Genomic DNA, 21,346 nt, shown 5'->3' on the forward strand with positions numbered 1-21,346 from the left:
GGTCATCGGGGCCGATCACCGCCCTGAACCACGAGGTTCCTGATGGTCGAGACGCAGCCTCGCTCGATTCGCTAACCGATGTTGCTCGGCCGGTACCAGTCGAAGTTGTTGTGGAACGGAAAGCTGTTGATCCCCAGGCTGATGCTGGCGTCGAGCGCGCGGACATGGTGCCACCAGCCCACCGGGATGAAGAGCGCATCGCCCGGCTCGAGCACGACGTCCTTCACGAGCGCCGGGGCCATCGGGTCCTTCTCCGGGTCCCGATCGGCGTACATCGCGCGTGCGCCGTCGAACAGCGACGTCTCGAACGGCGCGATCATGCGGTAACGCTTCCTGCCGTAGACCTGCCCGAACAGGATGTTGGACGTGTCGTAGTGCAGCGGCGTGACGGTCCCGGCAGGGCCGAGCCAGAGCGCCGAGGCGCCCAGCAGCCGCTGCGCGGCGCAGTACCCGTCCGGGAGCACCACGTCGTCCAGCAGCGCGCCGAGCCTCGTCCGCTCGAGGACGCGGTTGTTGGCGACCATGTAAAAGTCGTTCGTCTCCTCGCGCGCGGCGCCGGCGATGCGCGCGACGAAGTCGCGCAGCGGCGTGCTCTCGGTGTGCCGCGCCGCGTGCATGTCGTAGTCGGGATCGCTCTGGCGTCCTGTCGTGACGTCGACCACGACATCGCCGAACCGCTCGGAGAGGTAGGCCGGGGTCCACCGGCCGAAGGCGGGCCAGCGGGTCACGACGTCGGTCAGGATGACCGGGATGTTGCCGGCGACATAGACGTCGCGGAGCTCCTCGCCGGACACGCCGGAGCGCCGCGGGATCCCCGTCGGATCGCAGGCGACTGACGCCATCCTCTGCTGGAGCCGCGCCAGCATCTCGTGCCGCCGCGCCGACCTCGCGAAGGGCCGAGCGGCGACGAAGATGGGCGAACGGACGATGGCCGAGAGCAGCTCTCCGGCCTGCGCGCTGCTGACGCCGGCCGCCTGGAGCTGCTCGGAGATCTGGCCCTCGGGCACGCCGCGCAGCAGGTTCTCCGTGGCCCAGCGCCACCACTCGGGCGCAACTTCCAGCTCACGTTCCTGTTCGCCCATCTTCGACCTCACGATGTTGGGGAGCGCAACGGTGCGACGATCGAACGCCTCACTTGCACGGGGGAGGCGGCGGCGGCATCGGCGGGATGATCTCCCCCTCTTCCCCATCCGGCGGCGGCGGCATCGGCGGGATGATCTCCCCCTCTTCCCCGTCCGGCGGCGGCGGCGGCATCGGCGGGATGATCTCGCCGCTTTCGCAGTCCGGAGGCGGCGGCGGCGGCATCGGCGGGATGATCTCCCCCTCTTCCCCGTCCGGCGGCGGCGGCGGCATCGGCGGGATGATCTCCCCCTCTTCCCCGTCCGGCGGCGGCGGCGGCATCGGCGGGATGATCTCCCCCTCTTCCCCGTCCGGCGGCGGCGGCGGCATCGGCGGGATGATCTCCCCCTCTTCCCCGTCCGGCGGCGGCATCGGCGGGACAATCTCGCCGTCCTCACAGTCCGGCGGCGGCGGCATCGGCGGGATGACCTCGTCGTCCGGAGGCGGCGGCGGCATCGGCGGGATGATCTCGCCTTGATCGTCCGGGTCCCGTCCCTCGTCGACGCCCGGAGGACCACAGGCGACCACGAAGACGGCCGCAGCCACTGCGGCCGCTCGAGACACCCGCTGCACCAGGGCCGCCGTCCGAGGCGGCGGCGTGGGCAGCGGCGCTAACAAAGCTGCATCGTCCGAAAGAAAGTTGCGTGACATGAACACCTCCGCTCAACGCAGCATGCAGGACACGTGCCATCTCGCTACCGCCGGATATCCCTGAAGATCTCGCCTTCTACAGCGCCGCCCGACGCACCCGTCGCGCGTGGCCCAGAGTGGCTCAGCGGCGCGCGGCTCACCGCAAGGCCCGCGCGAGCGCCGCCTCGTCGACCTCCTCCTCGGCGGCGTGCTCGAGCGCCGCGCGCAGCGCATCGTCCGCGGTGGCCCCGGCGGCGACGCGGATGCGCTCCTGCGCCTCGGGGTAGCCGGCGACGCGCAGGAGCAGGGCGGCGCCCACCCGGCGATCCCGCGGGGCGCTCACGTCGTCGAGGGCGAGGAGCGCATCCTCGGGGGTCAGGCCGGCGGCGCGGTAGTCGCCGGCGGCAAGCAGCTTGCGGAGGTCCTCGCGCCAGGCCGCGAGGTCGCGGCCGCCCCGCTCCAGCGCCTCGGCGCCGCGCGGCGCTGCGCCGGCGGCGGCCCCCTCGTGCGCATCGCGGATGCGCTGCGCGAGCGCCTCGGTCAGGGCTTCCCCCGTCCGGAGCACGAGAGGGATGCCGCCGCCTCGGCGAGAGAGAACGAGCCGATCACCGCGCCTCCCGACCGAGTTGAGCTCGGCATAAGGGACCCAGACGGACGAGAAGGGCCGATCGATGCGCACACCGTCGGTGCCCACCACGACCTGGGTGCGGCGCGCGGCGCGACGGAGGAGCCACGTCGACCCCAGGGCGAGGGCAAACCACGCCACGACCGGCCCGGCGCTGCGAGAGGCCGGCAGCGGCAGGGCGATCGCTGCGATCACGATGAGCCAGAGGATCATGAAGAGCGGCAGACCGATGCAGCCGGCCGCGAGCTCGCGGTGGACGCTGCCGAGCGAGACCGCGACGCGCCGCTCCGTCGGGCCCATCCCGAGGGCCGCGAGCAGGCGCGCGCCCTCCTCTTCCCGCGCGATCTGCACCTCGATCACCCGCCCGCGGCTCAGGCGGAGCTCGACGCGGACGCGCAGATCCGACAGGACCATGCCGGAGAGGATCTCGGCGCGCGGGATCGAGCGCTCCACGGCGCCGAAGGCGAAGCGCAGCCCGGCCGCGTCGGCGGTCACGCGGACCGGCCCCTTCCGGCGAATGCCGGTGGTGATGGCCAGGGCGCTCGCGAGGGAGAGGCCCAGGGCGGCGACCACGCCGGGCACGGTCAGGGCGAGGGCGCTGAGCGCGACCCCGCGGAGGCTCGGCTCGCCCAGCGCGGTTGCGAGGATCATGGCGAGCACGCTGGCAAGGAAAGGCCCCGCGATCGCGAGCAGCGCGAGGCCCGCGAAGATGCGGCCGAGGCCCTCGTGGCGCGCCGCGAGCCGGTAGCTCGTGAGCTCGAAAGCAGGTCCGGAGGTCGCCCGCATCGCTCGGGCCATTCTGCGCCCTTTGTCGGGGAGATCTCCAGCGCGTACTTCTCGGCTCGTCCGTTGGCCTCATGGGCCGTGCTCCCCTTGCGTCCAGGGGGGCAGCCCGATCGGACGCGGGCGAGGGGGCCTCACAGCATCCCGCTCAGACCCGCGCGATCGCGGCCTGCAAACCCGATTGGAGGGTCCCGCTGATCCGCAGGGACGACCAGTCGACGTCCAGAGCGACGAGCGATCGCGCGACCTCCGCCGATATCCCGGTGAGCGAGCAGGTCGCGCCGAGGAGCCTCGCTGCGCCGATGGTCTGGAGCAGGTAACGGGAGACCTCGTCGCTCACCGAGGGCACGCCGGTGATATCGATGATCAACTCCCGCGCCGAGGTCCTGACGATGCTCGACAGCACGCTCTCCATGATCTGCTGCGAGCGCCTGCTGTCGACCGTGCCGACGAGCGGCAGGACGAGGATGCCCTGCCAGACCTGGATCACCGGGGTAGACAGCGCGAACAGCGCCTCCTGCTGCTCCTCGATCAGCCGGATCTTCTCCTGCAGCGCCGCCGTGCGGCTCAGGACCAGCTGCTCGAGCTGTCGCTTGCTCTCCCGCAGAGCCTCCTCGGCTCGCCGCCTCCGCGCCGCGTCGTGGATATCGACGAGGATCGCCTGGCCCGACGCGAGATCCACCTTGCGAGCGTAGCACTCCACGTGGAGCAGGCTGCCATCCTGGAGCGTACGGGGACGGCACTCGAAGCTCTTGTGGACGTCGCTCAGCAGCTCGGGCCAGAGCTTGCGCAGCGGATCGAGCGGATGAGCAACGCCGGCGCTGCCCTCGACGACATCGAAGAGGCGCACGCCCTCGTGCCCGACCTCGAACATCTCCAGCAGGCGGGCGTTGTAATCAGCGACGGAGCCGTCGAGTCGATAGACGATGACGGCGTCGCGAAGCTGATCGAATATCTCGCCCAGCCTCGCCGGTGAGCGGTCCGGCTGCCCGTGCCCAGGAGCGGCCTCGCTGCGTGCTATGTCGTGGTGCTCCTGCATCCCGGCGCCCCTCGCTCAGCGTTCATCGCGCGGCTCAACCGCGCGTCCTCAGCCATTGCAGGGCGTCCTGCTCGGAGGAGAACGAGGCGTTCACGTTGTCGATCTCGTTCGCGAATCGCTCCAGCGCGAATCGATTGGCGTCGTCCTCCACGCTCTCGTCTCGCTTGACGAACACGGCCAGGTGCCGCAGGCCGGCCGCGAAGAGCCGCGGCATCACGTCGTCTCGCAGGTGATCGTTGACGCCGTCCCAGCTCGCGGCCCACTGGCTCAGGTCAGCGAGGATCTTTGTGCACTTGCTCTCGACGAAGGCTTCCACGAAATGCCCTCCGAGAATCTCCTTGATCTCCTCATCGAAGACCTCACCGAACCACCGGTGGATGAGGATGCGCTGATCGCGATGGGTGCTCTCGATCGTATGGATGCGGCGGCCGAGGATGTTGAACGTATCGATGGCCCCCGCGGTCTTCACGACGGAGATGCCGGTTCGTGTCTCGGTCGATTGCTTGATAACGACACTCATGGATCCCCCCTGATACCCCCGGTCAGAAAGGCGGCCCTCGACGACGCCTGCCCCTGGGACAGGACACCTCATTCCATCTGGCCTGTCAAGATCAGCCCGGACTGACATCTCAGCGGATGTGTACCACGTCACAGGTGAGCCCCTCCAGGCGACATGTCGTGACTTGGCTCATAGGGCGACGCCCGGCGGCCCCGGCGACCCGACCCGGGCTTCACCCGCCTATGTGAGGACGCCGCCGCGGCGAGATCGCCGTTCCCGGGTATCCCCACGTGCTCTCGGTGGACAGCCGCTCCCCCCCCGTGGTCCTTCGTCCTTGAGCGACCGGGCGCTACCCGTGGATCCAGTAGCGGTAGCCGTTGGTGCGGAAGGGCACGTCGAGCTCGCGGCAGATCTCGGCGATCACATCGGGGGTGAAGAAGTAGTTGCGGATGCGGGCGATGTGCTCGCCGTCGGTCTCGACGGTCCAGACGGTGCGCACCGCGGGTCCGGTGTCGTGATCGAACCAGAAGAGCAGCAAGAGCTCGCCGCGGTGCTCGCGCACCTCGCAGCGCGGCGGGCCGCCGAGGTAGCCCACCAGGTGACGGGCATCGACCCCGCCGGCGTCGGTGGTCGTGATCGGCGAGAGGCTGCCGACGAACGATCCGGTGCGCGGATCGGCCGGGGGCTCGCGCCCGTACTCGGTCACAACGCCCACGATCTCGGTGATCGAGCTGTCGAGGAGCAGCGAGGTCAGGGCCGGCAGGTCGCGGGCGTTGAAGGCGGCGCAGAAGGCGTCGAGCACGCCCGGCGCGGGCGCCCGGGGCTCGTCGGCCTCGGGCGCCACGAGCTTGCCGCGGCCGCGGTGCAGCGCGGCCTTGACCGCGCCGACCGAGGTCGAGAGCGACGCGGCGACCTCCTCGAGCGAGAAATCGAACACGTCCTTGAGCACGACCGCCGCGCGCTCCTGGGGCGACAGGTGCGCGACCAGGGTGCCGGCGGCCTCGCGCGACGCCCGCTCGTCGGGCGCGTGCCCTGGCGCCGGGTGTGTTGCCGAGGGCTCGCCGATCGCGTCGCGCTCGATCCGCTGCCGCCGGGCGCGGTCGATCCAGAGGTTCGACGCCACCCGGAACAGCCAGGCGCGCGGGTTGGGCACCTCGTGGAACAGCGTGCCGAGCGTGACGAAGCCGCGGGCCATCGTGTCCTGCACCAGGTCCTCGGCGTCCCACGGGCTCCGGGTCAGGTAGCGGCAGTAACGGTACAGCTCGGGCCGGAGCGGCTCGAACACGTCGAGGAACCGCTGCCATGACGCCTTCACGTCATTGCTCAGCTCGCCGAGGTCGCGCGGCTCGTCGCTCATGACCAGACCGGCTCGTAGCACAGGACCGACAGCCCGCCGCCCAGGTTCTGGGTCCGGATCTGCCGCAGCGAGAGGCGCTGGTCGCGGCGCGCGAACAGCGGCGTGCCGCCGCCGAGCACCACGGGGTGCACGATCAGGCGGAATTCGTCGACGAGGCGGTGCTCGATCAGCGTCGACACCAGCGCGGCGCCGGCCCAGGCGACGATCGGCTTGCCGGGCTGCCGCTTGAGCGCGGCGATCTCCTCGGGGTCGTGGGCCACGCGGGTGTTGGCCCACGCGGCGTGCGTCAGGGTCCGGGACAGCACCACCTTGGGCAGGGCGTTCATCTTGCGCGCGAACGCGAGGTCCTGCGGCGAGCGCGGTTGGGCCTCGGCGTCGGGCCAGTACTGGAGCATGAGCTCGTAGGAGGTGCGCCCGTAGACCGCGAGGCCGACGGAGTCGATCATCTCGTCGCAGTACCGCTCGAACTGCGGGTTGCCGTCCTGGAACCAGTCGAGCTCGCGGCCCGGGCCCTCGATGTAGCCGTCGAGGGAGGTGATCATGGAGACGTAGAGGCGTCGTTCGGTCGGGGGTGTCGTCGTCATGGCCCACCGACGAACGGCGAGGCCCGGAGGATACGGGGGGTGAAGAATTTTGTTGGGCGACCCGGAGACCCGACCCGGGCCGCGGCGCCCGCCCGAGGCTCGGGTCCGGGGGGAACGCCCGACATCGAACCGCGCCGCCCTGAGCCCGTGGGCTCCGGCTGCGCGCTCGTTCTGCCAAAGCCCTGGTGAGGATGCGATCCAGTCGACGGGCAACGATGTTGAATCCGTTGCCTCGCGCAGATCGTCCCCGCGCACTGAGCCGCCGGCGGCGCGGCTACTCGGCTCGAATCGCGAGCCGGCGCCGCTCGGCATTGCGGAAATAGGGGCTCTCACAGATGATTTCCCCGTCCTCGCGGCACACGTCAAGATGGAAATTGGACTGCGGCTTGTGGCCGAAGTAGCCCCTGGGAAACTCCAGGCCCATGGCCCTCCGCTTGTCGTATCTCGCATCGAGCCCGATGAACCGCATCACGAACGCGCAGCGGGTTTCGAGCGGCCCTTCGGTCAGCATCTCGCTGGAGTGGATCACCCGCTTGTTGAAGAAGAGCACATCGCCGAGATTGAAATCGTCCGAGCGTCGGTTGGCATCGAGGAGCTTCGTCATGGCCGGCGAGTTCAAGATCCCGTGCCGCAGCTCGATGAACTCCTGCAAGGTCAGCTGCTCCTGTTCGTCTTTGGCCAGCTCCTCGAGGGTCGCATCGATGGCCGGATCGACATGATCGTACATGAACTGCCCGGAGACGATGCGCTCCGGAACATACGACATTCCCCCGCCCTGGCCGGTGGTGTCGATCGGGTCGAGCGGGACCCACATCGAGCAACCATAGTCGCTCGCCCGCTGGTAGCCGAAGCTCTGCGTGCCGATGTGCCACGGGAAGCCGTGGTGCTTGTTCTTCTCCAGCTCGAAGCCGAGCCCCTGCGCGAAGAACAGCGACCGAGCGGCGAGCGTGGTCAACGTCTCGACGAAGACGTCGTGCCCGAGGAGCGCCTCCACCACGGCGTCATCCTCGAAAATGTCGTAGCCGACGCGCTTGAAGCCATTTTGGCCCTCGCTCAGCAGGGTCATACGGCCCTTGATCTTCGACTTGATGTACTGGACGAGCTCCAGCGACAGGAAGGATGCGAGCTTGACGAATCCATCCCTGCGAAACGAGCTCACGTGTACGTCGCGCAGCCTGAACTCGCCGTTGATGACCTCGAACATGGATCGACCTCTCCAAAGCTCCGAATGCCCGTCCGTCAGCGCGCTCTCAGCCACTCCAGCACCATCTCGGCGTTCTGATCGGGCGGGAAGACGGGGTAGAAGACCTTCCTGATCGCCCCGTCCTCCGCGTACCATGCGAGCCGCCTCAGCAACGTCACGCCCGCCACCTCGAAGGTCGGGAGCCGCAGCGCCTCGGTCAAGCGGAGCGCGAAGTCGCTCAGCACTGGGAAAGGCAGCCGGAGGCGGCCCGCCATCTCGCGCTGATACTCCGTACTCTGCGTGCTAAGCCCGTAAACCGTCACCCCGAGCTCGCGGAGCTCGGCGAAGCGATCCCGGAACCCACAGGTCTGAGGCGTACACCCGCGCGCGCCCGGGATGTCATTCCAGCTGTCCACGAGGGGCGCCTGCCCCGGTACCCCGGTGCGCGGGTACGCAAAAACGACACATTTGCCGCCGACCCGCGAGAGATCGACGTTCGTGCCTTCCGTGCTCATCAGAGGAATGCTCGGCAGCTCGATTCCCGGTAGGTGTGCAGAGCCGCCGTCGTCCTGCGGTACGGGAAGGCCCTCCGGAAGATCGTGAACATCGTGTACCATGACGAACCTCGCTTCGCCTCCCCCTCGTCCGTGTGGCCTCGAGCGTCAGAGATCCTCGGGATGCGCCGCAGCCCGTTGGCGCAACCCGAGCCTCGGCAGCGCGTATCCCTCGATCGGGAGCGAAATAGTCTTCATCGTCGTGAACTGCTCGATGCTCCATCGGCCGCCCAGACGACCCAACCCGCTCAGCTTGACGCCGCCGAACGGCACCCGGATGTCGCGGATGATCGTCGAGTTGATCCCGACCCCGCCCGCGTGAACCCGCCGGGCGAGCGTCAGCGCCCGGGATACGTCCCCGCTCCAGATCGAGGCCGATAGTCCGAAGGGCGTGGCGTTGGCAACCCGCACCGCCTCGTTGGCGTCGTCCACGGAGAGGAGCGCCGCGACGGGCCCGAAGATCTCCTCCTGCATGATCGTCATGTCCGGACGCACGTCGTGGAGCACCGTCGGCTCGACGTAGAACCCCTTCGGCAGCCCGGCTGGCGCCGCTCCTCCACACGCGATCTTCGCGCCCTGGCGTACGGCGTCTTGGATCATGGCGAGGACGCGATCCCGGTGAGCCCGGGTGATGAGCGGCCCGATCTCCGTCTCCGGATCCTCCGGATCTCCGACCAGGATGCGCCGCGTCCGTTCGATGAACATCTCCATGAACCTGGCGAAGATCGGGGCCTCCACCAGGATTCGCGAGCCCGCGGTGCAGACCTCACCGTTCCCCGAGAACACCGAGAGCAAGGCGCCGTCCACGGCGCGCTCGAGATCCGCGTCCGCCAGAACGATGGTCGGCGACTTGCCCCCGAGCTCCAGGGTGAGCTTCTTCAGGCTGGAAGCCGCGTCCGCCATGATCTGCCGGCCGACCTCCGACGCGCCGACGAAGCAGACCGCGTTCACGTCCGGGTGTCGAGCCAGCTCCCACCCGGTCGATTCACCACCTCCGTACACGATGTTGACGACGCCCGGCGGAAAGCCCGCTTCCGCCGCCAAGAGCGAGAGCTCCCAGATGGACAGAGGTGCCTTCTCGGAGGGCTTCAAGACGCAGGTGTTGCCGGCGGCGAGCGCCGCGGCCAGGTTGAGGGTGGAGACCGCGAGGGGGCCGTTCCAGGGAGAGATCGCGGCGACGACCCCGAGTGGCTCGCGATGGACCAAGTTGAGGTACGCCGAGTCGAGGGGAAAGCTCTCCCCAGAGATGCGCAGCGCCTCGCCGGCGAAATGACGGAAGTGAGCGATCGCGCGCGGGATGTGTCCTCCCCTCGTCTGAGAGATGGGCAGGCCGTTGCTCGATGTTTCGATGCGCGCGAGTTCGTCGGCGTGATCCTCGAGGAGATCGGCCAGCGCCAAGAGGCAGTCCGCGCGTCGGGAGGCAGGCCACCCGCACCAGGGGCCGGATTCAAACGCCTGCCGGGCTGCGAGCACGGCGGCCTTCACCGACGCCGAGCCGCCGTCCGGCTGCCGTCCGATCACCTCCTCCGTGGCCGGGTTCGACGCCTCGATCCTCGGCTCCGCGGTGCGTATGAACTCTCCTCCGATGAAATGATGCACGTCGATCATCACACGCCTCCGAACCCGTCCAGAGAACGCACGCGCCGGAACGCCCGCGCGAACCCGTCGGCGGCCGCCGCGAGCACCTCGTCCGTGTGGGCTATGCTCAACCACCCGTGCGCGTTGTGACAGTCGATCCCCTCGAGGAGGAGCGCCAAGCGCAGTGCGGCGTGCGCGCCCGCGCGCTTCTTCTGGACCAGCAGCGCCGCGGCGGACGGCTCCACCGGAATGCCCTCGGCGACCGCGCCGATCAGCAAGTGAAAAATCGAGTGCTGCGCAAAGCACCGCACGTCCACTCCCTCCCTCACAGCAGCAGCATTGATCGAGGCCGCCAGCGCATCGGCGGCGGCAGCGGCGCGCCGCTGCGCCTCACCGTCGTCGACGAGCGCGAGCGTCGAGAGCCCCGCGGCGGCGGCGAGCGGGTTGCCGTTGAACGTCCCCGAGTGCATGACCCGAGCGAGCCCATGGGGACGCTCGGCAGCCCCGAAAACCCGCATGATTTCGGCGCTGCCGCCGACGGCCGCGCCGGCGAGCCCGCCGCAAAGGATCTTCGCGAGCACGGTGAGGTCAGGGCGGACGCCCGCGAGGACCTGAGCACCGCCGGGCGCATAACGAAAGCCGCTCATCACCTCGTCGAAGATCAGCAACGTTCCAGTCTCTCGCGTCAGACGTCGGAGCCCTGAGAGGTACGGGACATCGAACGGAAGGATGCCTCCGGAGCCGCCCCCCGGCTCAAGGATCACCGCGGCGACGTCTCGCTCTTCGAGCGCCTCTCGCACCGAGTCGAGATCGAGCGGGCTAGCGATGCGAACACAATCTGCCACAGCCGCGCTGGTCCCGGCGTTCCGCGGCTGTAGGAGGTGAGCCATCGCCTCGTCGTGCCATCCATGAAAGTGACCATCGAGGCGGACGATGATCTGCCGCCCCGTGAACGCCCTGGCGACGCGCAGCGCCAGCATGGTGGCCTCCGTGCCGGAGGAGGTGAATCGCACCGTCTCCACGGACGGGACCATCTCGCATATCTTGGCTGCCCAGCGGTGCGAAACCGCCGACGAGCCACCCAGGTGGAAGCCCAGCGTCAGCTGGCGCTGGAGCGCATCGACCACGTCCGGATGCCCGTGGCCCAGCATCAGAGATCCGTGGCCCATCCAGAAATCCACGAACGGGCTCTGATCCGCATCCCACTTCCTCGCCCCCTCCGCGCGGTGGAAGACGGGCGCGAAGGGCGAGACCGCCCAGCTGTCGTGGGTCACTCCACCTGCGAGGAGCGACGCAGCGCCCTCTGACAGCCTTGCGCTGGCGCAGAATCTCTCCCGGTAGCTCGCCCTCAACACGTCGAGCGCGCCCGATGTGTGCGACGTCGTCATGTGCGCAGCAGCTCCATCATCGTCGGAGCCCGGCGAGGAAACTGGTGGTGAGGGTTCGCGTAATAATCCGAGATCTGCTCGAAGAACATGACAAAATATTCGGCGAGACGGCGAATAGATCGGATAATCGCCTCGCGGCTGCTCCGGTCGACCTCGTCACGAGCCTCAAGGATCTTCTCGAGGATGGTTCGTTCGTGATGGAGCTCGGAGTCGATCCGGGCGTGGCGCAAGAACGCCCTGAACAGGCTCGCCGCACCGGGGTAGTAGCGGCTGAGCTCCCCATAGAAGCGTTCCTGCTCCGCCAGCGATGGAGCGGAGCTCTCCGGCTGGGTCAGCGCGAAGCAGGCCGTATACTCCAGCGGCCCTTCGATCGCGCTCTCCGTCAGCGCATTCATGAGCGCTCTGGTGGCTGGCAATGGAGGCGCCTCCCGGATTCGCGAGCGCGAGAGCCCACAGCCTACGAGTCCCTCGAGGAAGATCTCACCGTGGCCAGCCTCCTCGACGAACTGCTGCGCTACCCACTGCCGCGTCACCCATGTGTCGGAGCAATAGGCCACGCCGGCTGCCATGTACTCGTCGGCATGCGCGACATAATGATAGAATTCGACCCCCCACCCGAGGACGGTCGAGAGCGGCGCTGCTCCCGAGCGCAGATCCATCCAGAATTTCTGCGCGAAGATGTGGCGGCCCCAGAAGCGCCGCTCGAGGCGGAGCGCCTCCAGAAAGCTCGCGACGGAGTCGTATTCGTGAGCGGCGATCGCGGTGTCTAGGAGCAGGCCCTCGTCGTGGAGGTGCGCCAGCAGAGCGCGGAGTTCTTCTAGGCCGATCCCGTGATGGCTCGCGATCTCCGCTGCGCTCCGGCGCCCGTCCAGCGAGGAGATCATCCTCTCCACGTGACGCGCCCCGTTGCCGACGTAGTCGACGCTCACCTCGACGCCTTTGACACTAAAATGGTCGGGCCCCGCCTTGGTGTGGGCGTGCGGCGCGAGCAGCGGCTTGGAATCGGCGCGCATCACGGCTCACCCCCCGCCGCCGCGCGGGAGCTCTGGGGGCGCGGGAAGGCCGGGCGGACCGCCGTCGCGCTCGCATGATATCGCTGGATGCACGTCGACCAGAGCTCCAGCGTCTCGACGAAGCCCCAGAGGCACTGGATCGCGCGCTCCGCTCGCGCCGCCTCGATGTCGCCCAGCTCCTCGCAGATCTTCTCGAGGAAGCCGGCGTGCCCATATTTCTCGTCCAACTGAGCGTGCTGCGCCATGAGCTTCACCGCCCTGGGCTCGTAACTCCTGGCCATTCGCTCGAAGAACTCCTTCGCGCTCTCTCGGTCCGCGCCGGTGGATTCCAGGAACGCGGAGCACGCGGCATAGCAAAGGGGATCCTTGCGCGCGGCGTCGCGCGCCCAGTTCAGCACGGCCTGGGTCGCGGCAAGGGGTGGGCTCGCCGAGATCTCTTCGTCGGAGATCCCGCAAGCGGCGAGCGCGCGGCGGAAGAACTCGCAATGATCGTATTCCTCCGCGAAATGCTTGATGAAATGCTTCCGAAGCGACGGATCGCCGCAATGGGCGACTGCGGCGCTCAGGCGCAGCGTCACCCCCTCGATGAAATGGAAGTTCTCCAGGAGCCAGCCCTCGAACAGCGCTCGCGAGGCATCTCCGGAGCTCAGCGCGCGCCACATGGGATGCCCGAACAAGCGGCTCTTCCATCCCGGGATCAGGTCCCGGCAGATCTTGGCGAACTGAGCGCCCGACAGGGGCTTCGGCGCCCGGGCGTCCATGCGCCTAGCCATCCGATTGTCGACGAGACACGCGACTATCGCGGCGCACCCCCCCGCGTTGATCCCTAGCGCCCCGGCGAGTTGCGACACCGAGTGCTCGCCGTCCAGGCGGTCGAGGAACGAGCGGCACCGGGCTGGCTCGATGCTGGCCAACGTGATCGTCATCTCGGAGTCTTCCAGTCGGAGGCCGTCGGCCGTCTCCTCGAACCGGACCCCCCATGCCAGCGAAATGGGCAAGGCAGCGTCGTTCGATATCGTATTCTGTATTTCCTTGCGGACCAACTGGTTCACGTGCGGTCTCCAGCTTGAATGCAGAAATACAAAGCGGGATGGCGAACCGGAGCGCGAGCTCTCGCTCCGCCATCCCGCTACGGGTGCTCGCTCGGTGCGAGGGTGCCCTACTTGACGATCACGCCTAGGACCGGAACCCCCGTCGTCCTGCGATTCCTGGCCACGCGCACCGTGATCTCGCTTGGCTGCTCGCTGTCAGCCTCCTCCACGCGGACGTGCTTGGCGGTGCCCTTCGGGACATGGATCACGATCTCGTCGCCATCCAGCTTCTTCTGCTGCTCGATCATGTGTCTCTCCTTCTCAATGATATAACAACGCCTCAGGCCGACATGACTGTCGCTGAGTTCGAGCCATTGTCCGCGCGCACGAGTGAATCCCCTTCGCGGACCGGCTCGGAATCCGCTCGATCAGGCTGCTGCGCGCGCTGGCTCGGCGGTATGCCTCCGCGAGACACGGAGTGATTCTCGCGTCGCTCTCTCGAAGCGGACTCGCAGGCCAAAGCCCGCAACAACGGTCGAGCCTCTTGGTACATGCCCCCCGATCTGCGCGGCCAGACAATGGCTAGCACCGCTCGCCGTTCTCCGACGAACGGCCCCAGCGAGCTGCTCCCCCGATCGCCCCCAAGTACGCACCCATACTACGCGACGGCCTTCCGAGCTGTCAAGGTGGATTCGTCGTTCGGCCCAAGCTCCGTCGCCAGAAGCCCAATGGTTCACGCGGCCGGCAGGCGGCGGCGTCCACAGACGTCCCGAGAGCTTAGCGAGTATTTTTTTGCTGATATGGCAACTGTCGTCGTACCCGGGCTGGCTGGTCCGCGAGGGATCGCGCAGCGGCCGACCGCTCGGATCGGTGAGCGTCGAATTGGTTGTCCTCCGACTCGGTCATATCACGATAAGACGTGACCCCCTCCCGCGTCCCCACCCCGCGGATCCTGAAGTGGCCGAGCACGGTCCAGGCGTCGAGGACATCGTCCTCGCTCGGCGTCGGCCCGATGTTGTGCAGGACGAGCGGGAGGCCGCGCGGCCCCTTGCGATCGCTGACGATGCCCACGTGATCCGGCGTGCACGAAGGGCACGGCTTGAGCGCCCAGACCACGATATCGCCAGGCTCCCAGGTGCTCGCCGCGGCCTCGTCGAACGTCCTGGGGAGCGACGTGGCGTGGGCGCGCAGGTAGGTAAGCATCGGCCCGACACGGCGATGATCGATGTTGCGATCGGGACGCTCGACCGTCGTGTAGACCGCCCGGCGCGCGAGGATGTCTTCGTGGATCTTCTCCTGGAGATCGACGCCCGCGGCGCGAACGGCGCGGACGACGACATCGGTGCAGACGCCGCGCTCGGGAGCGGGATCGCCGTTGGGGTAGCCGATGGCCACCCACGCGGGATCGTAGGTGACGCCGCGGGCGACCTCGAGGCGCGCGCGGGCGACGATCGGATCGGCCGACGCGGGCGCGATGGCGGGCTCGGCAGGACGCGCCGGAGCAGGCGCAGGCCCGGGGAACGGCGCGGGCGCCTCCGCGCGTCCAAGCCCAGCGGCCGACGCATGGCGGCTCTCGCGCGGAGCAGGCCCTTGCGAGCCACAGGCCACGAGGGTGACCGCGGCGACGAATCCCCAGGAACGTGAGCTCATGGCGCGTCATCGGCCGGAGCGGGCGATCTGTGACAAGGACGGCGCACGAGCGCCCCACGCTCTCGAGCTCCTCCCCGCCCTGCCCTGGCGGCGCGCCGCCCTCCGCGCGACCTGCGACGACGGCGCTGGGCAGACGCCGTCGGTGCTGTACAACCAAGGCTCACCCTTGCCGAGGAGCTGCCGCATGACGCGTCGTCTTCAGGAACGCCTGCTCGCGATCATGGACCGCAAGAACCACTGGGCCTGGGCGCACCTCACCGGCCCCGGCCTCACGCGAGACCAGCTCGCTGCCCACTTCCGGCACGAATACCGGGTCTATGTGCGCGACTTCCCGGTGCTGCTCGCGCGCGTGCTCGGCCAGTCGCCGCCGGCTGCGGTGCGCAGCGCCCTCGCCGAGAACCTCTTCGAAGAGCAGACGGGCAAGCTCTCGCTGGGCGTGTCGCACCCGGCGCTCTTCCTGGAGATGATCGACGGCCTGGGCATCCCGCGCGCGGCCATCGAGGACGAGTCGATCCCGCTCGAGCCCGAGGCCCACGCCTACCGGGCGCTGCTCGACCATGTGAGCGCGGCGCCGCCGTGGGTCGTGGGCGCGGCGGTGCTGACGATCTTCGTGGAGGGCAGCGTGCACGAGCGCGCGGAGCTGCTCGGGCAGCGCGAGGCGCCGCCGATCGACGAGGCGCTGCGCGCGCACCCGATGGTGCGGCACTACGGGTGTCCGCCCGAGCGCATGCGCCTGGCGAGGGCGCACCGGGCGGTCGAAGGGGGGCACCGGCGGGACGCGTGGGAGATGGTGCTGGGGCACGTGCCGGACGAGGGCCCGATGGCGGAGGCTGTCGCGTCGGCGGTGGCCGCGGCGCACGCGGCCTGGCTGGCGTACCGGGATGGAGTCGCGCGCGCCATGGGGCTCCGGCAGGCCTGAGCTGGCCTCGGCGCACTCCTCCGGTTCTGCCTGACACGCGCGGGGTTCACTGATAGAATCGCGCGCATCGCTTGGGCCGTTCTGCGCCCGTTCTTTGAGGAGATCTCCCAGTATGTCCTTCTCGGCTCGTTCCTTTGCCTTCTTTGCCATGTACACGCTCGCGTCCGTGGCCGCGTGCGGCGGCGAATCCAGCTCCGGGGCCGGCGGCGCCGGCGGGTCGGGCGACGACGCCGCGGGCCCGGGCCCCGGGAGCACCTCCGCGGGCCCCGGCGCGACCAGCGGCGGCGCCACGAGCGGCGGCGGCGCCACGAGCGGCAGCGGCAGCGCCACGACGAGCAACGGCTCGGGCGGCGCCACGAGCGGCAGCGCCACCAGCAGCGGCTCTGGCGACGTCACCGCGACCGCCACGAGCACCGGCGCCGGCGACACGACGACCAGCACGGCGGCGACCGGCGGCACGGATCCCGGCGGGTGCAGCATCTTCTGCTCCGACTTCGAGGGCGGCTCGCTGCCTTCCGAGGTCCAGTTCTTCCCGGAGTACCTGCGCGCGAGGATGGGCGAGTTCGTGACGCTGGACAGCACCGGTCACAGCGGCTCGCGCTCCGTCAAGGTCACGGGCACGGACTTCAGCCAGATGCTCGGCGTGGCCGTGCCGAGCAACTTCTGGGGCAGGATCTACCTCAAGAGCGCCACCGACATCCAGATGGGCCACAACACGTATGTCGCGGCCGCGGAGGGCAACGGGGATCCCAACAACGGGGAGCAGATCCGCATCGGCGAGCACCAGTGTCAGCTCGAGCTGAACCGCAAGAGCGACGACAAAGAGATGCTCTCGAACGGCGGAATGTACATGTGCAGCGGCGGCGTGAAGCTCGTCGCGAACACCTGGTACTGCCTCGAGTTCCACTACGACGGGCCGGGCCGCTCGGTGAGCGTGTTCGTGGACGGCACCGAGGTCAACGCGATGCACGTCACGGACTGGGGCCCGTACGACTACAAGCTCTTCAAGTTCGGGTTCGAGAAGTACCACGGCGGGGCCAAGACGATGTGGTACGACGATCTCGCGCTCCACTCCGAGCGCGTCGGCTGCGGCAAGTGAGGCCGCGCCGCGCGGCGCTCGGGTGAGCCGGAGGGGCCGCGGGGACGCCGCGGAGACGAGATGAAGGCGATTGTCTACGACCGATACGGCTCACCCGACGTCCTGCGGCTCGAGGAGATCGCGAAACCCGAGCTCGGCGACGACGACGTCCTCGTGAGGGTCCACGCGGCCTCCGTGAACTCGTGGGACTGGGATCTCGTGACCGGGACGCCTGTGCTGTTTCGCTTCTGGGGGCTGCTCAGGCCCAAGCACAGGGTCCCGGGCGCGGACATCGCGGGTCGGGTGGAGGCCGTGGGCAAGAACGTGACCCGGTTCCGGCCCGGGGACGAGGTGTTCGGGGATCTCTGCCAGTGTGGCTGGGGCGGCTTCGCCGAGTACGCGCGCGCCCGCGAGAGCGCGCTGACGCCCAAGCCCGCCGGGATGACGTTCGAGCAAGCCGCGGCCCTCCCTCAGGCAGGCGCGATGGCCCTTCAGGGGCTCCGCGACGAGGGAGGGCTCCGGCCCGCGCAGAAGGTCTTGATCAACGGCGCAGGCGGCGGCGTCGGCACCTTCGCCATCCAGATCGCCGCGTCGCTCGGCGCCGAGGTCACCGGCGTGGACCGGACGGAGAAGCTGGAGACGATGCGCGGGGCCGGCGCGGCCGAGGTCATCGACTACACGCAAGAGGACTTCACGGCCGGCGGGAAGACCTACGATCTGATCCTCGACGTCGCGGCCCACCGCTCGATGTTCGACTACGCGCGCGCGCTGAACCGAGGGGGGACCTACGTGATGCTCGGGGGCTCCATCGGTCGAATCTTGCAGGTCTTGCTCGTCGGGCCCTGGATAGCGAGGAGCGAGCAAAAGAAGATGCGCCTCATGCCAGCGAAGGCGAACCACGACCTCGCTGCCCTGGGGGAGCTGTTCCAGGCGGGCAAGCTGAGCCCCGTCATCGATCGCTGTTTTCCGCTCAGCGAGGTCCCTGACGCGTTCCGTTACTTCGGCGAGGGCAGAGCGCGCGGGAAGATCGTCATCACCGTGTGACGGCGCCCCCCGTAGTACCGACCGGCGCCGGGCTCAGTCGTCGAGGACGGCGTTGACGATCCCGTCGAAGAACTCCCCGTTCCCGACCGCGTCGAGCATCCGGTTCCAGCCGATCTCATCGAACGGCGTCGGCACGCCGTGGTTCGTCAAGATGACCCCGATCAGCTCGCGGCGGCGATCGATCCACAGGAAGCACCCGGTGCCGCCCGCCTTGCCGTAAGAGCCGCTCGATAGGCGCGAGCCGCCGTTGGAGAATCGGCGGGTCGCGAGCTCCCAGCCATAGCCCTTGGGCGTCAGCAGGAGGTTCGTTATCGGCGAAACGTCGGTCTCCGACGCCCTCACCTCGGGCGTCTGGTTGCTCACCATCGCGGCGGCGGCCTGGCGGCTCAGGACGCGGACGCCGCCGTACCTGCCGCCGTTCAGGATCATCTGGCAGAACACCGCGATGTCCCGCGCCGTCGAGAAGGCGCCGTCACAGCCGACGATCCCGCCGAGCGCGTGATCCTGCTCGTCCTGCACCTCGCCGCGCAGCACCCTCCCCCGGAGCTCGGAGTAGCCCGTGGCCGCGGTCCGCGAGATGAGCGCCGCCGACGGGTTGAAGGTCGTGTCGCTCATGCCGAGCGGGCCCCAGATGCGCGCCTTCGCGAAGGCGTCGAGATCCATGCCCGAGGCGACCTCGATCACCCGCCCGAGGAGGCGGTAGGTGAGATCGCTGTAGAGCACCTGCGTGCCAGGGACGTACTCGAGCGGCGCCTCCGCCATGCGCTGCCAGACGCGCTCGGCGTCCGGATCGTCCAGGAACTGGCTGTCCAGCGGCAAGCCGGCCGTGTACCGGAGCATGTCGCGCACGGTGATGGCCTCCTTGCCGTTGGCCGCGAACTCCGGGATGAAGTCGGCCACCCGATCGTTCAGCCGCAGCACGCCGTCCTCCACGAGGATCACCGCCGACGTCGACGTCGCGAGGACCTTGGTGATGGAGAGCAGATCGAACAGCGTGTCGAGCGTCATCGGCTCGTCCGCGCCACGGACCCGGGAGCCGAACGCCCGGTGCCCGACGATCTTGCCCCGCCGCGCCACCAGGGCGACCGCGCCCGGGAACAGGCCGTCGGTCACCCGGCGCTGGATGCGCGCAAAGACGTCCTCGATGCGCTCCGAGCACAGGCCGACGCGCTCGGGCAGCGCCGGGACGAGCTGCTCGTACGTCGTCTGGATGTGCGCCTCAGCCACCTTGGCCGACAGGACCGCCGGCGCGAACGCGGCCATCGCCGCCGTACGGCCCAGCCCCTGGAGAAGGCGCCTGCGATTGAAAAATCCATGCTCGGTGCACATGCTCGCTCCTGATCCGTGATTCGTGGGGGGCCGGGTCGCGCCGCCGCAGAGCCCGCTCGGGCGCGCTTTCCCGCGCCGTCGCCGAGGTCGCCATCGACGCTCGCGAGCGCCCGAATTCCTGGACAGCAGGAGGCGTGCCGGGCAGCGGACCCAGCGATTCGCGGCGCCGCCGCGCGACAGCGCCGGCGGACCGGTGCGCCGATCGTGCATCCGCCTGCACGATCGGCCGCGCGCTCCCGACGCTCTGCACGGTTTTGCATGATTCGTGCAACTCAACGCCAAACCAGCGCACGGCGGCGCGCGGCGCCGCGTAGGATGTGCTCGTGGACGAAGGCTTTCCCGGCAGCGATGTGCGGGGTTCCTGCGCGACGGTGCTCCGGCTCGCGATCGTGGCCGGCAACACGATCACCTTCGCCCCGCTGCCGCCCCACGGCCGGGTCGTCCTCGGGCGCGACGAGGGGTGCGACGTGCGGATCGACGATCGCTCGGTGTCGCGCCGGCACGCGGCCCTCCACGTCGGCCCGCCGCTCCGGATCGAGGACCTCGGGAGCGCCAACGGCACCTTCGTCGGCGAGCCGCAGGCCCGCGCGCTGACGGCGCGCACCCACCGCCTGAGGCGCCTCTCTCGGGAGAGCGCCGAGGTCGGCGTCGGCGAGCGCTTCAACCTGGGCGCGACCACCGTCGTCGTCGGCCGCACGCCCGGCGGGGCGGCCGAGGAGCCCGACCGCGGAAAGCCGCCCGCGGACATCGTGCTGCTGGCCCCGTCGATGCTGGCGCTCTACGAGCAGGCCGCCCGCGCCGCGCGGAGCCCCATCAGCGTGCTCATCCTGGGCGAGACGGGGGTGGGCAAGGAGGTGCTCGCCCGGACCCTCCACGCGCGCTCGCCGCGGTCGAGCGGGCCTTACGTCGAGCTGAACTGCGCCGCGCTGCCGCCGTCGCTCCTCGAGGGCGAGCTCTTCGGCCACGAGAAGAGCGCCTTCACCGGCGCCAGCCACGCGCGCCCCGGCCTGCTCGAGGCGGCCCACGGCGGCACGCTGTTCCTCGACGAGATCGGCGAGCTGCCCCTCGCCTTCCAGGCGAAGCTGCTCCGCGTCCTCGAGGACCGGAAGGTGCTCCGCATCGGGGGCCGCACCCCCCGCCGGCTCGACCTCCGCTTCGTGGCGGCGACCAACCGCGATCTCGAGGCGGAGATCGCGCGCGGCGCCTTCCGCCAGGACCTCTACTTCCGGCTGAACGGCATCTCCCTCGTCGTCCCGCCGCTCCGCGAGCGGATCGCCGAGATCGGCCCGCTCGCCGGCAGGTTCCTCGAGGAGGCGTGCCGGCGGCTCGACCAGCGGGGCGCGCCGCGCATCTCGCAGGAGGCGCTCGCCGCCCTCGAGGCGTACGCGTGGCCCGGCAACGTGCGCGAGCTGCGCAACGTGGTCGAGCGCGCGGCGGTCCTGTGCGCGGGGGAATCGGTCCTGCCCGCCGATCTGCCGCCGCACCTGATGAACGGCGCCGCGCCCCCGTCGAGCCGCGCGTCGCGGCCCAGCGGCACCATCCCCCCGCCGCCGCCATTGCCACCGAGCGGCGCCGCGCTGCCGCCGAGCGGCGCGGCGCTGCCGCCGAGCGGCGCCGCGCCCCCGTCGAGCGGCGAAGCCCCCCCGTCGGGCCGCGCCGCGCTCCCGCCGCCCCCGCCCAGCGGCGCCGGGCTGCCGCCGGCCGACGCACCGCCGCCGAGCGGCGACGCCGTGGCGAGACTCCGGCTCGCGATGAAGGCCGCCGACCGGCAGCGCGTCGTGGAGGCCCTCGAGCGGTCCGCGGGCAACCAGACGCGCGCCGCCAAGCTCCTCGGCGTCTCGCTGCGCACGCTGATCAACCGGATCGACGAGTACGGCATCCCGCGGCCGCGGAAGCGGTCGCCCTGAGCGCTTCACGACCTCGACGCTCGTCCTCGTGAGCGG

General features: G+C 69.6%; 20 protein-coding genes. 4 read left to right on the forward strand and 16 right to left on the reverse strand.

Going from position 1 to position 21,346, the window contains the following annotated elements; all coding sequences use genetic code 11:
- Window positions 1-71: 71 nt before the first annotated feature.
- From WMF11_RS36545 to WMF11_RS36615, 15 genes are all read right to left on the reverse strand, one after another.
- The gene (locus WMF11_RS36545) at window positions 72-1,082 is read right to left on the reverse strand and encodes a cupin-like domain-containing protein (RefSeq protein WP_437974024.1); all 1,011 of its coding nucleotides are present in this window, start codon (window positions 1,080-1,082) and stop codon (window positions 72-74) included.
- A 49-nt stretch (window positions 1,083-1,131) separates the two neighbouring features.
- Window positions 1,132-1,665, reverse strand: a complete 534-nt coding sequence (locus tag WMF11_RS36550) for a hypothetical protein (protein WP_437974025.1) — start codon at window positions 1,663-1,665, stop codon at window positions 1,132-1,134.
- Between the two features lie 241 nt (window positions 1,666-1,906).
- Window positions 1,907-3,172: a hypothetical protein gene (locus tag WMF11_RS36555; protein WP_437974026.1), complete on the reverse strand. Its 1,266-nt coding sequence runs from the start codon at window positions 3,170-3,172 to the stop codon at window positions 1,907-1,909.
- Window positions 3,173-3,305: 133 nt separating this feature from the next.
- A complete protein-coding gene (locus tag WMF11_RS36560; protein ID WP_437974027.1) occupies window positions 3,306-4,196 on the reverse strand; it encodes an STAS domain-containing protein in 891 nt (296 codons plus the stop codon).
- Window positions 4,197-4,230: 34 nt separating this feature from the next.
- Window positions 4,231-4,716 carry a hypothetical protein gene (locus tag WMF11_RS36565; RefSeq protein ID WP_437903839.1) on the reverse strand — a complete coding sequence of 162 codons (486 nt, stop codon included), beginning with the start codon at window positions 4,714-4,716 and terminating at the stop codon, window positions 4,231-4,233.
- A gap of 328 nt (window positions 4,717-5,044) precedes the next feature.
- Window positions 5,045-6,052: an RNA polymerase sigma factor gene (locus tag WMF11_RS36570; protein WP_437974028.1), complete on the reverse strand. Its 1,008-nt coding sequence runs from the start codon at window positions 6,050-6,052 to the stop codon at window positions 5,045-5,047.
- Window positions 6,049-6,636: a dihydrofolate reductase family protein gene (locus WMF11_RS36575; protein ID WP_437544161.1), complete on the reverse strand. Its 588-nt coding sequence runs from the start codon at window positions 6,634-6,636 to the stop codon at window positions 6,049-6,051. The genes WMF11_RS36570 and WMF11_RS36575 overlap by 4 nt, the downstream gene beginning before the upstream one ends.
- Window positions 6,637-6,910: 274 nt before the next feature.
- On the reverse strand, window positions 6,911-7,840 hold the full coding sequence (locus tag WMF11_RS36580; RefSeq protein WP_437974029.1) for a hypothetical protein: 930 nt from the start codon (window positions 7,838-7,840) through the stop codon (window positions 6,911-6,913).
- 35 nt (window positions 7,841-7,875) lie between these two features.
- On the reverse strand, window positions 7,876-8,436 hold the full coding sequence (locus WMF11_RS36585; protein ID WP_437974030.1) for a peroxiredoxin: 561 nt from the start codon (window positions 8,434-8,436) through the stop codon (window positions 7,876-7,878).
- Between the two features lie 45 nt (window positions 8,437-8,481).
- Complete coding sequence (locus tag WMF11_RS36590) at window positions 8,482-9,981, reverse strand: aldehyde dehydrogenase family protein (RefSeq protein ID WP_437974031.1); 1,500 nt, start codon at window positions 9,979-9,981, stop codon at window positions 8,482-8,484.
- Complete coding sequence (locus WMF11_RS36595) at window positions 9,981-11,339, reverse strand: aspartate aminotransferase family protein (protein WP_437974032.1); 1,359 nt, start codon at window positions 11,337-11,339, stop codon at window positions 9,981-9,983. Before WMF11_RS36595 ends, WMF11_RS36590 begins: the two co-directional genes overlap by 1 nt.
- A complete protein-coding gene (locus WMF11_RS36600; protein ID WP_437979372.1) occupies window positions 11,336-12,352 on the reverse strand; it encodes an iron-containing redox enzyme family protein in 1,017 nt (338 codons plus the stop codon). Before WMF11_RS36600 ends, WMF11_RS36595 begins: the two co-directional genes overlap by 4 nt.
- Window positions 12,352-13,404, reverse strand: a complete 1,053-nt coding sequence (locus WMF11_RS36605) for an iron-containing redox enzyme family protein (RefSeq protein ID WP_437974033.1) — start codon at window positions 13,402-13,404, stop codon at window positions 12,352-12,354. Before WMF11_RS36605 ends, WMF11_RS36600 begins: the two co-directional genes overlap by 1 nt.
- Window positions 13,405-13,511: 107 nt before the next feature.
- Window positions 13,512-13,691: a hypothetical protein gene (locus tag WMF11_RS36610; RefSeq protein ID WP_437974034.1), complete on the reverse strand. Its 180-nt coding sequence runs from the start codon at window positions 13,689-13,691 to the stop codon at window positions 13,512-13,514.
- Window positions 13,692-14,160: 469 nt separating this feature from the next.
- Window positions 14,161-15,033, reverse strand: a complete 873-nt coding sequence (locus tag WMF11_RS36615; protein WP_437974035.1) for a DUF1287 domain-containing protein — start codon at window positions 15,031-15,033, stop codon at window positions 14,161-14,163.
- Between the two features lie 184 nt (window positions 15,034-15,217).
- On the opposite strand from WMF11_RS36615, the gene WMF11_RS36620 reads away from it, so the two are divergent.
- The 3 genes from WMF11_RS36620 to WMF11_RS36630 all read left to right on the forward strand — a co-directional run bounded on the left by WMF11_RS36620 (window position 15,218) and on the right by WMF11_RS36630 (window position 18,074).
- Window positions 15,218-15,952, forward strand: coding sequence for an iron-containing redox enzyme family protein (locus tag WMF11_RS36620; RefSeq protein ID WP_437974036.1), 735 nt, complete (start codon window positions 15,218-15,220; stop codon window positions 15,950-15,952).
- Between the two features lie 112 nt (window positions 15,953-16,064).
- The gene (locus WMF11_RS36625; protein WP_437974037.1) at window positions 16,065-17,051 is read left to right on the forward strand and encodes a hypothetical protein; all 987 of its coding nucleotides are present in this window, start codon (window positions 16,065-16,067) and stop codon (window positions 17,049-17,051) included.
- A 60-nt stretch (window positions 17,052-17,111) separates the two neighbouring features.
- Window positions 17,112-18,074, forward strand: coding sequence for an NAD(P)-dependent alcohol dehydrogenase (locus WMF11_RS36630; protein WP_437974038.1), 963 nt, complete (start codon window positions 17,112-17,114; stop codon window positions 18,072-18,074).
- Window positions 18,075-18,107: 33 nt separating this feature from the next.
- On the opposite strand, the gene WMF11_RS36635 is transcribed toward WMF11_RS36630, so the two are convergent.
- Complete coding sequence (locus WMF11_RS36635) at window positions 18,108-19,403, reverse strand: serine hydrolase domain-containing protein (RefSeq protein ID WP_437974039.1); 1,296 nt, start codon at window positions 19,401-19,403, stop codon at window positions 18,108-18,110.
- Between the two features lie 323 nt (window positions 19,404-19,726).
- Here WMF11_RS36635 and WMF11_RS36640 point away from each other — a divergent pair, with 323 nt between their 5' ends.
- Window positions 19,727-21,310, forward strand: a complete 1,584-nt coding sequence (locus WMF11_RS36640; protein ID WP_437974040.1) for a sigma 54-interacting transcriptional regulator — start codon at window positions 19,727-19,729, stop codon at window positions 21,308-21,310.
- Window positions 21,311-21,346 lie beyond the last annotated feature (36 nt).

It is taken from the genome of Sorangium sp. So ce295, from assembly GCF_051527405.1.
GTDB lineage: Bacteria > Myxococcota_A > Polyangia > Polyangiales > Polyangiaceae > Sorangium > Sorangium cellulosum_B.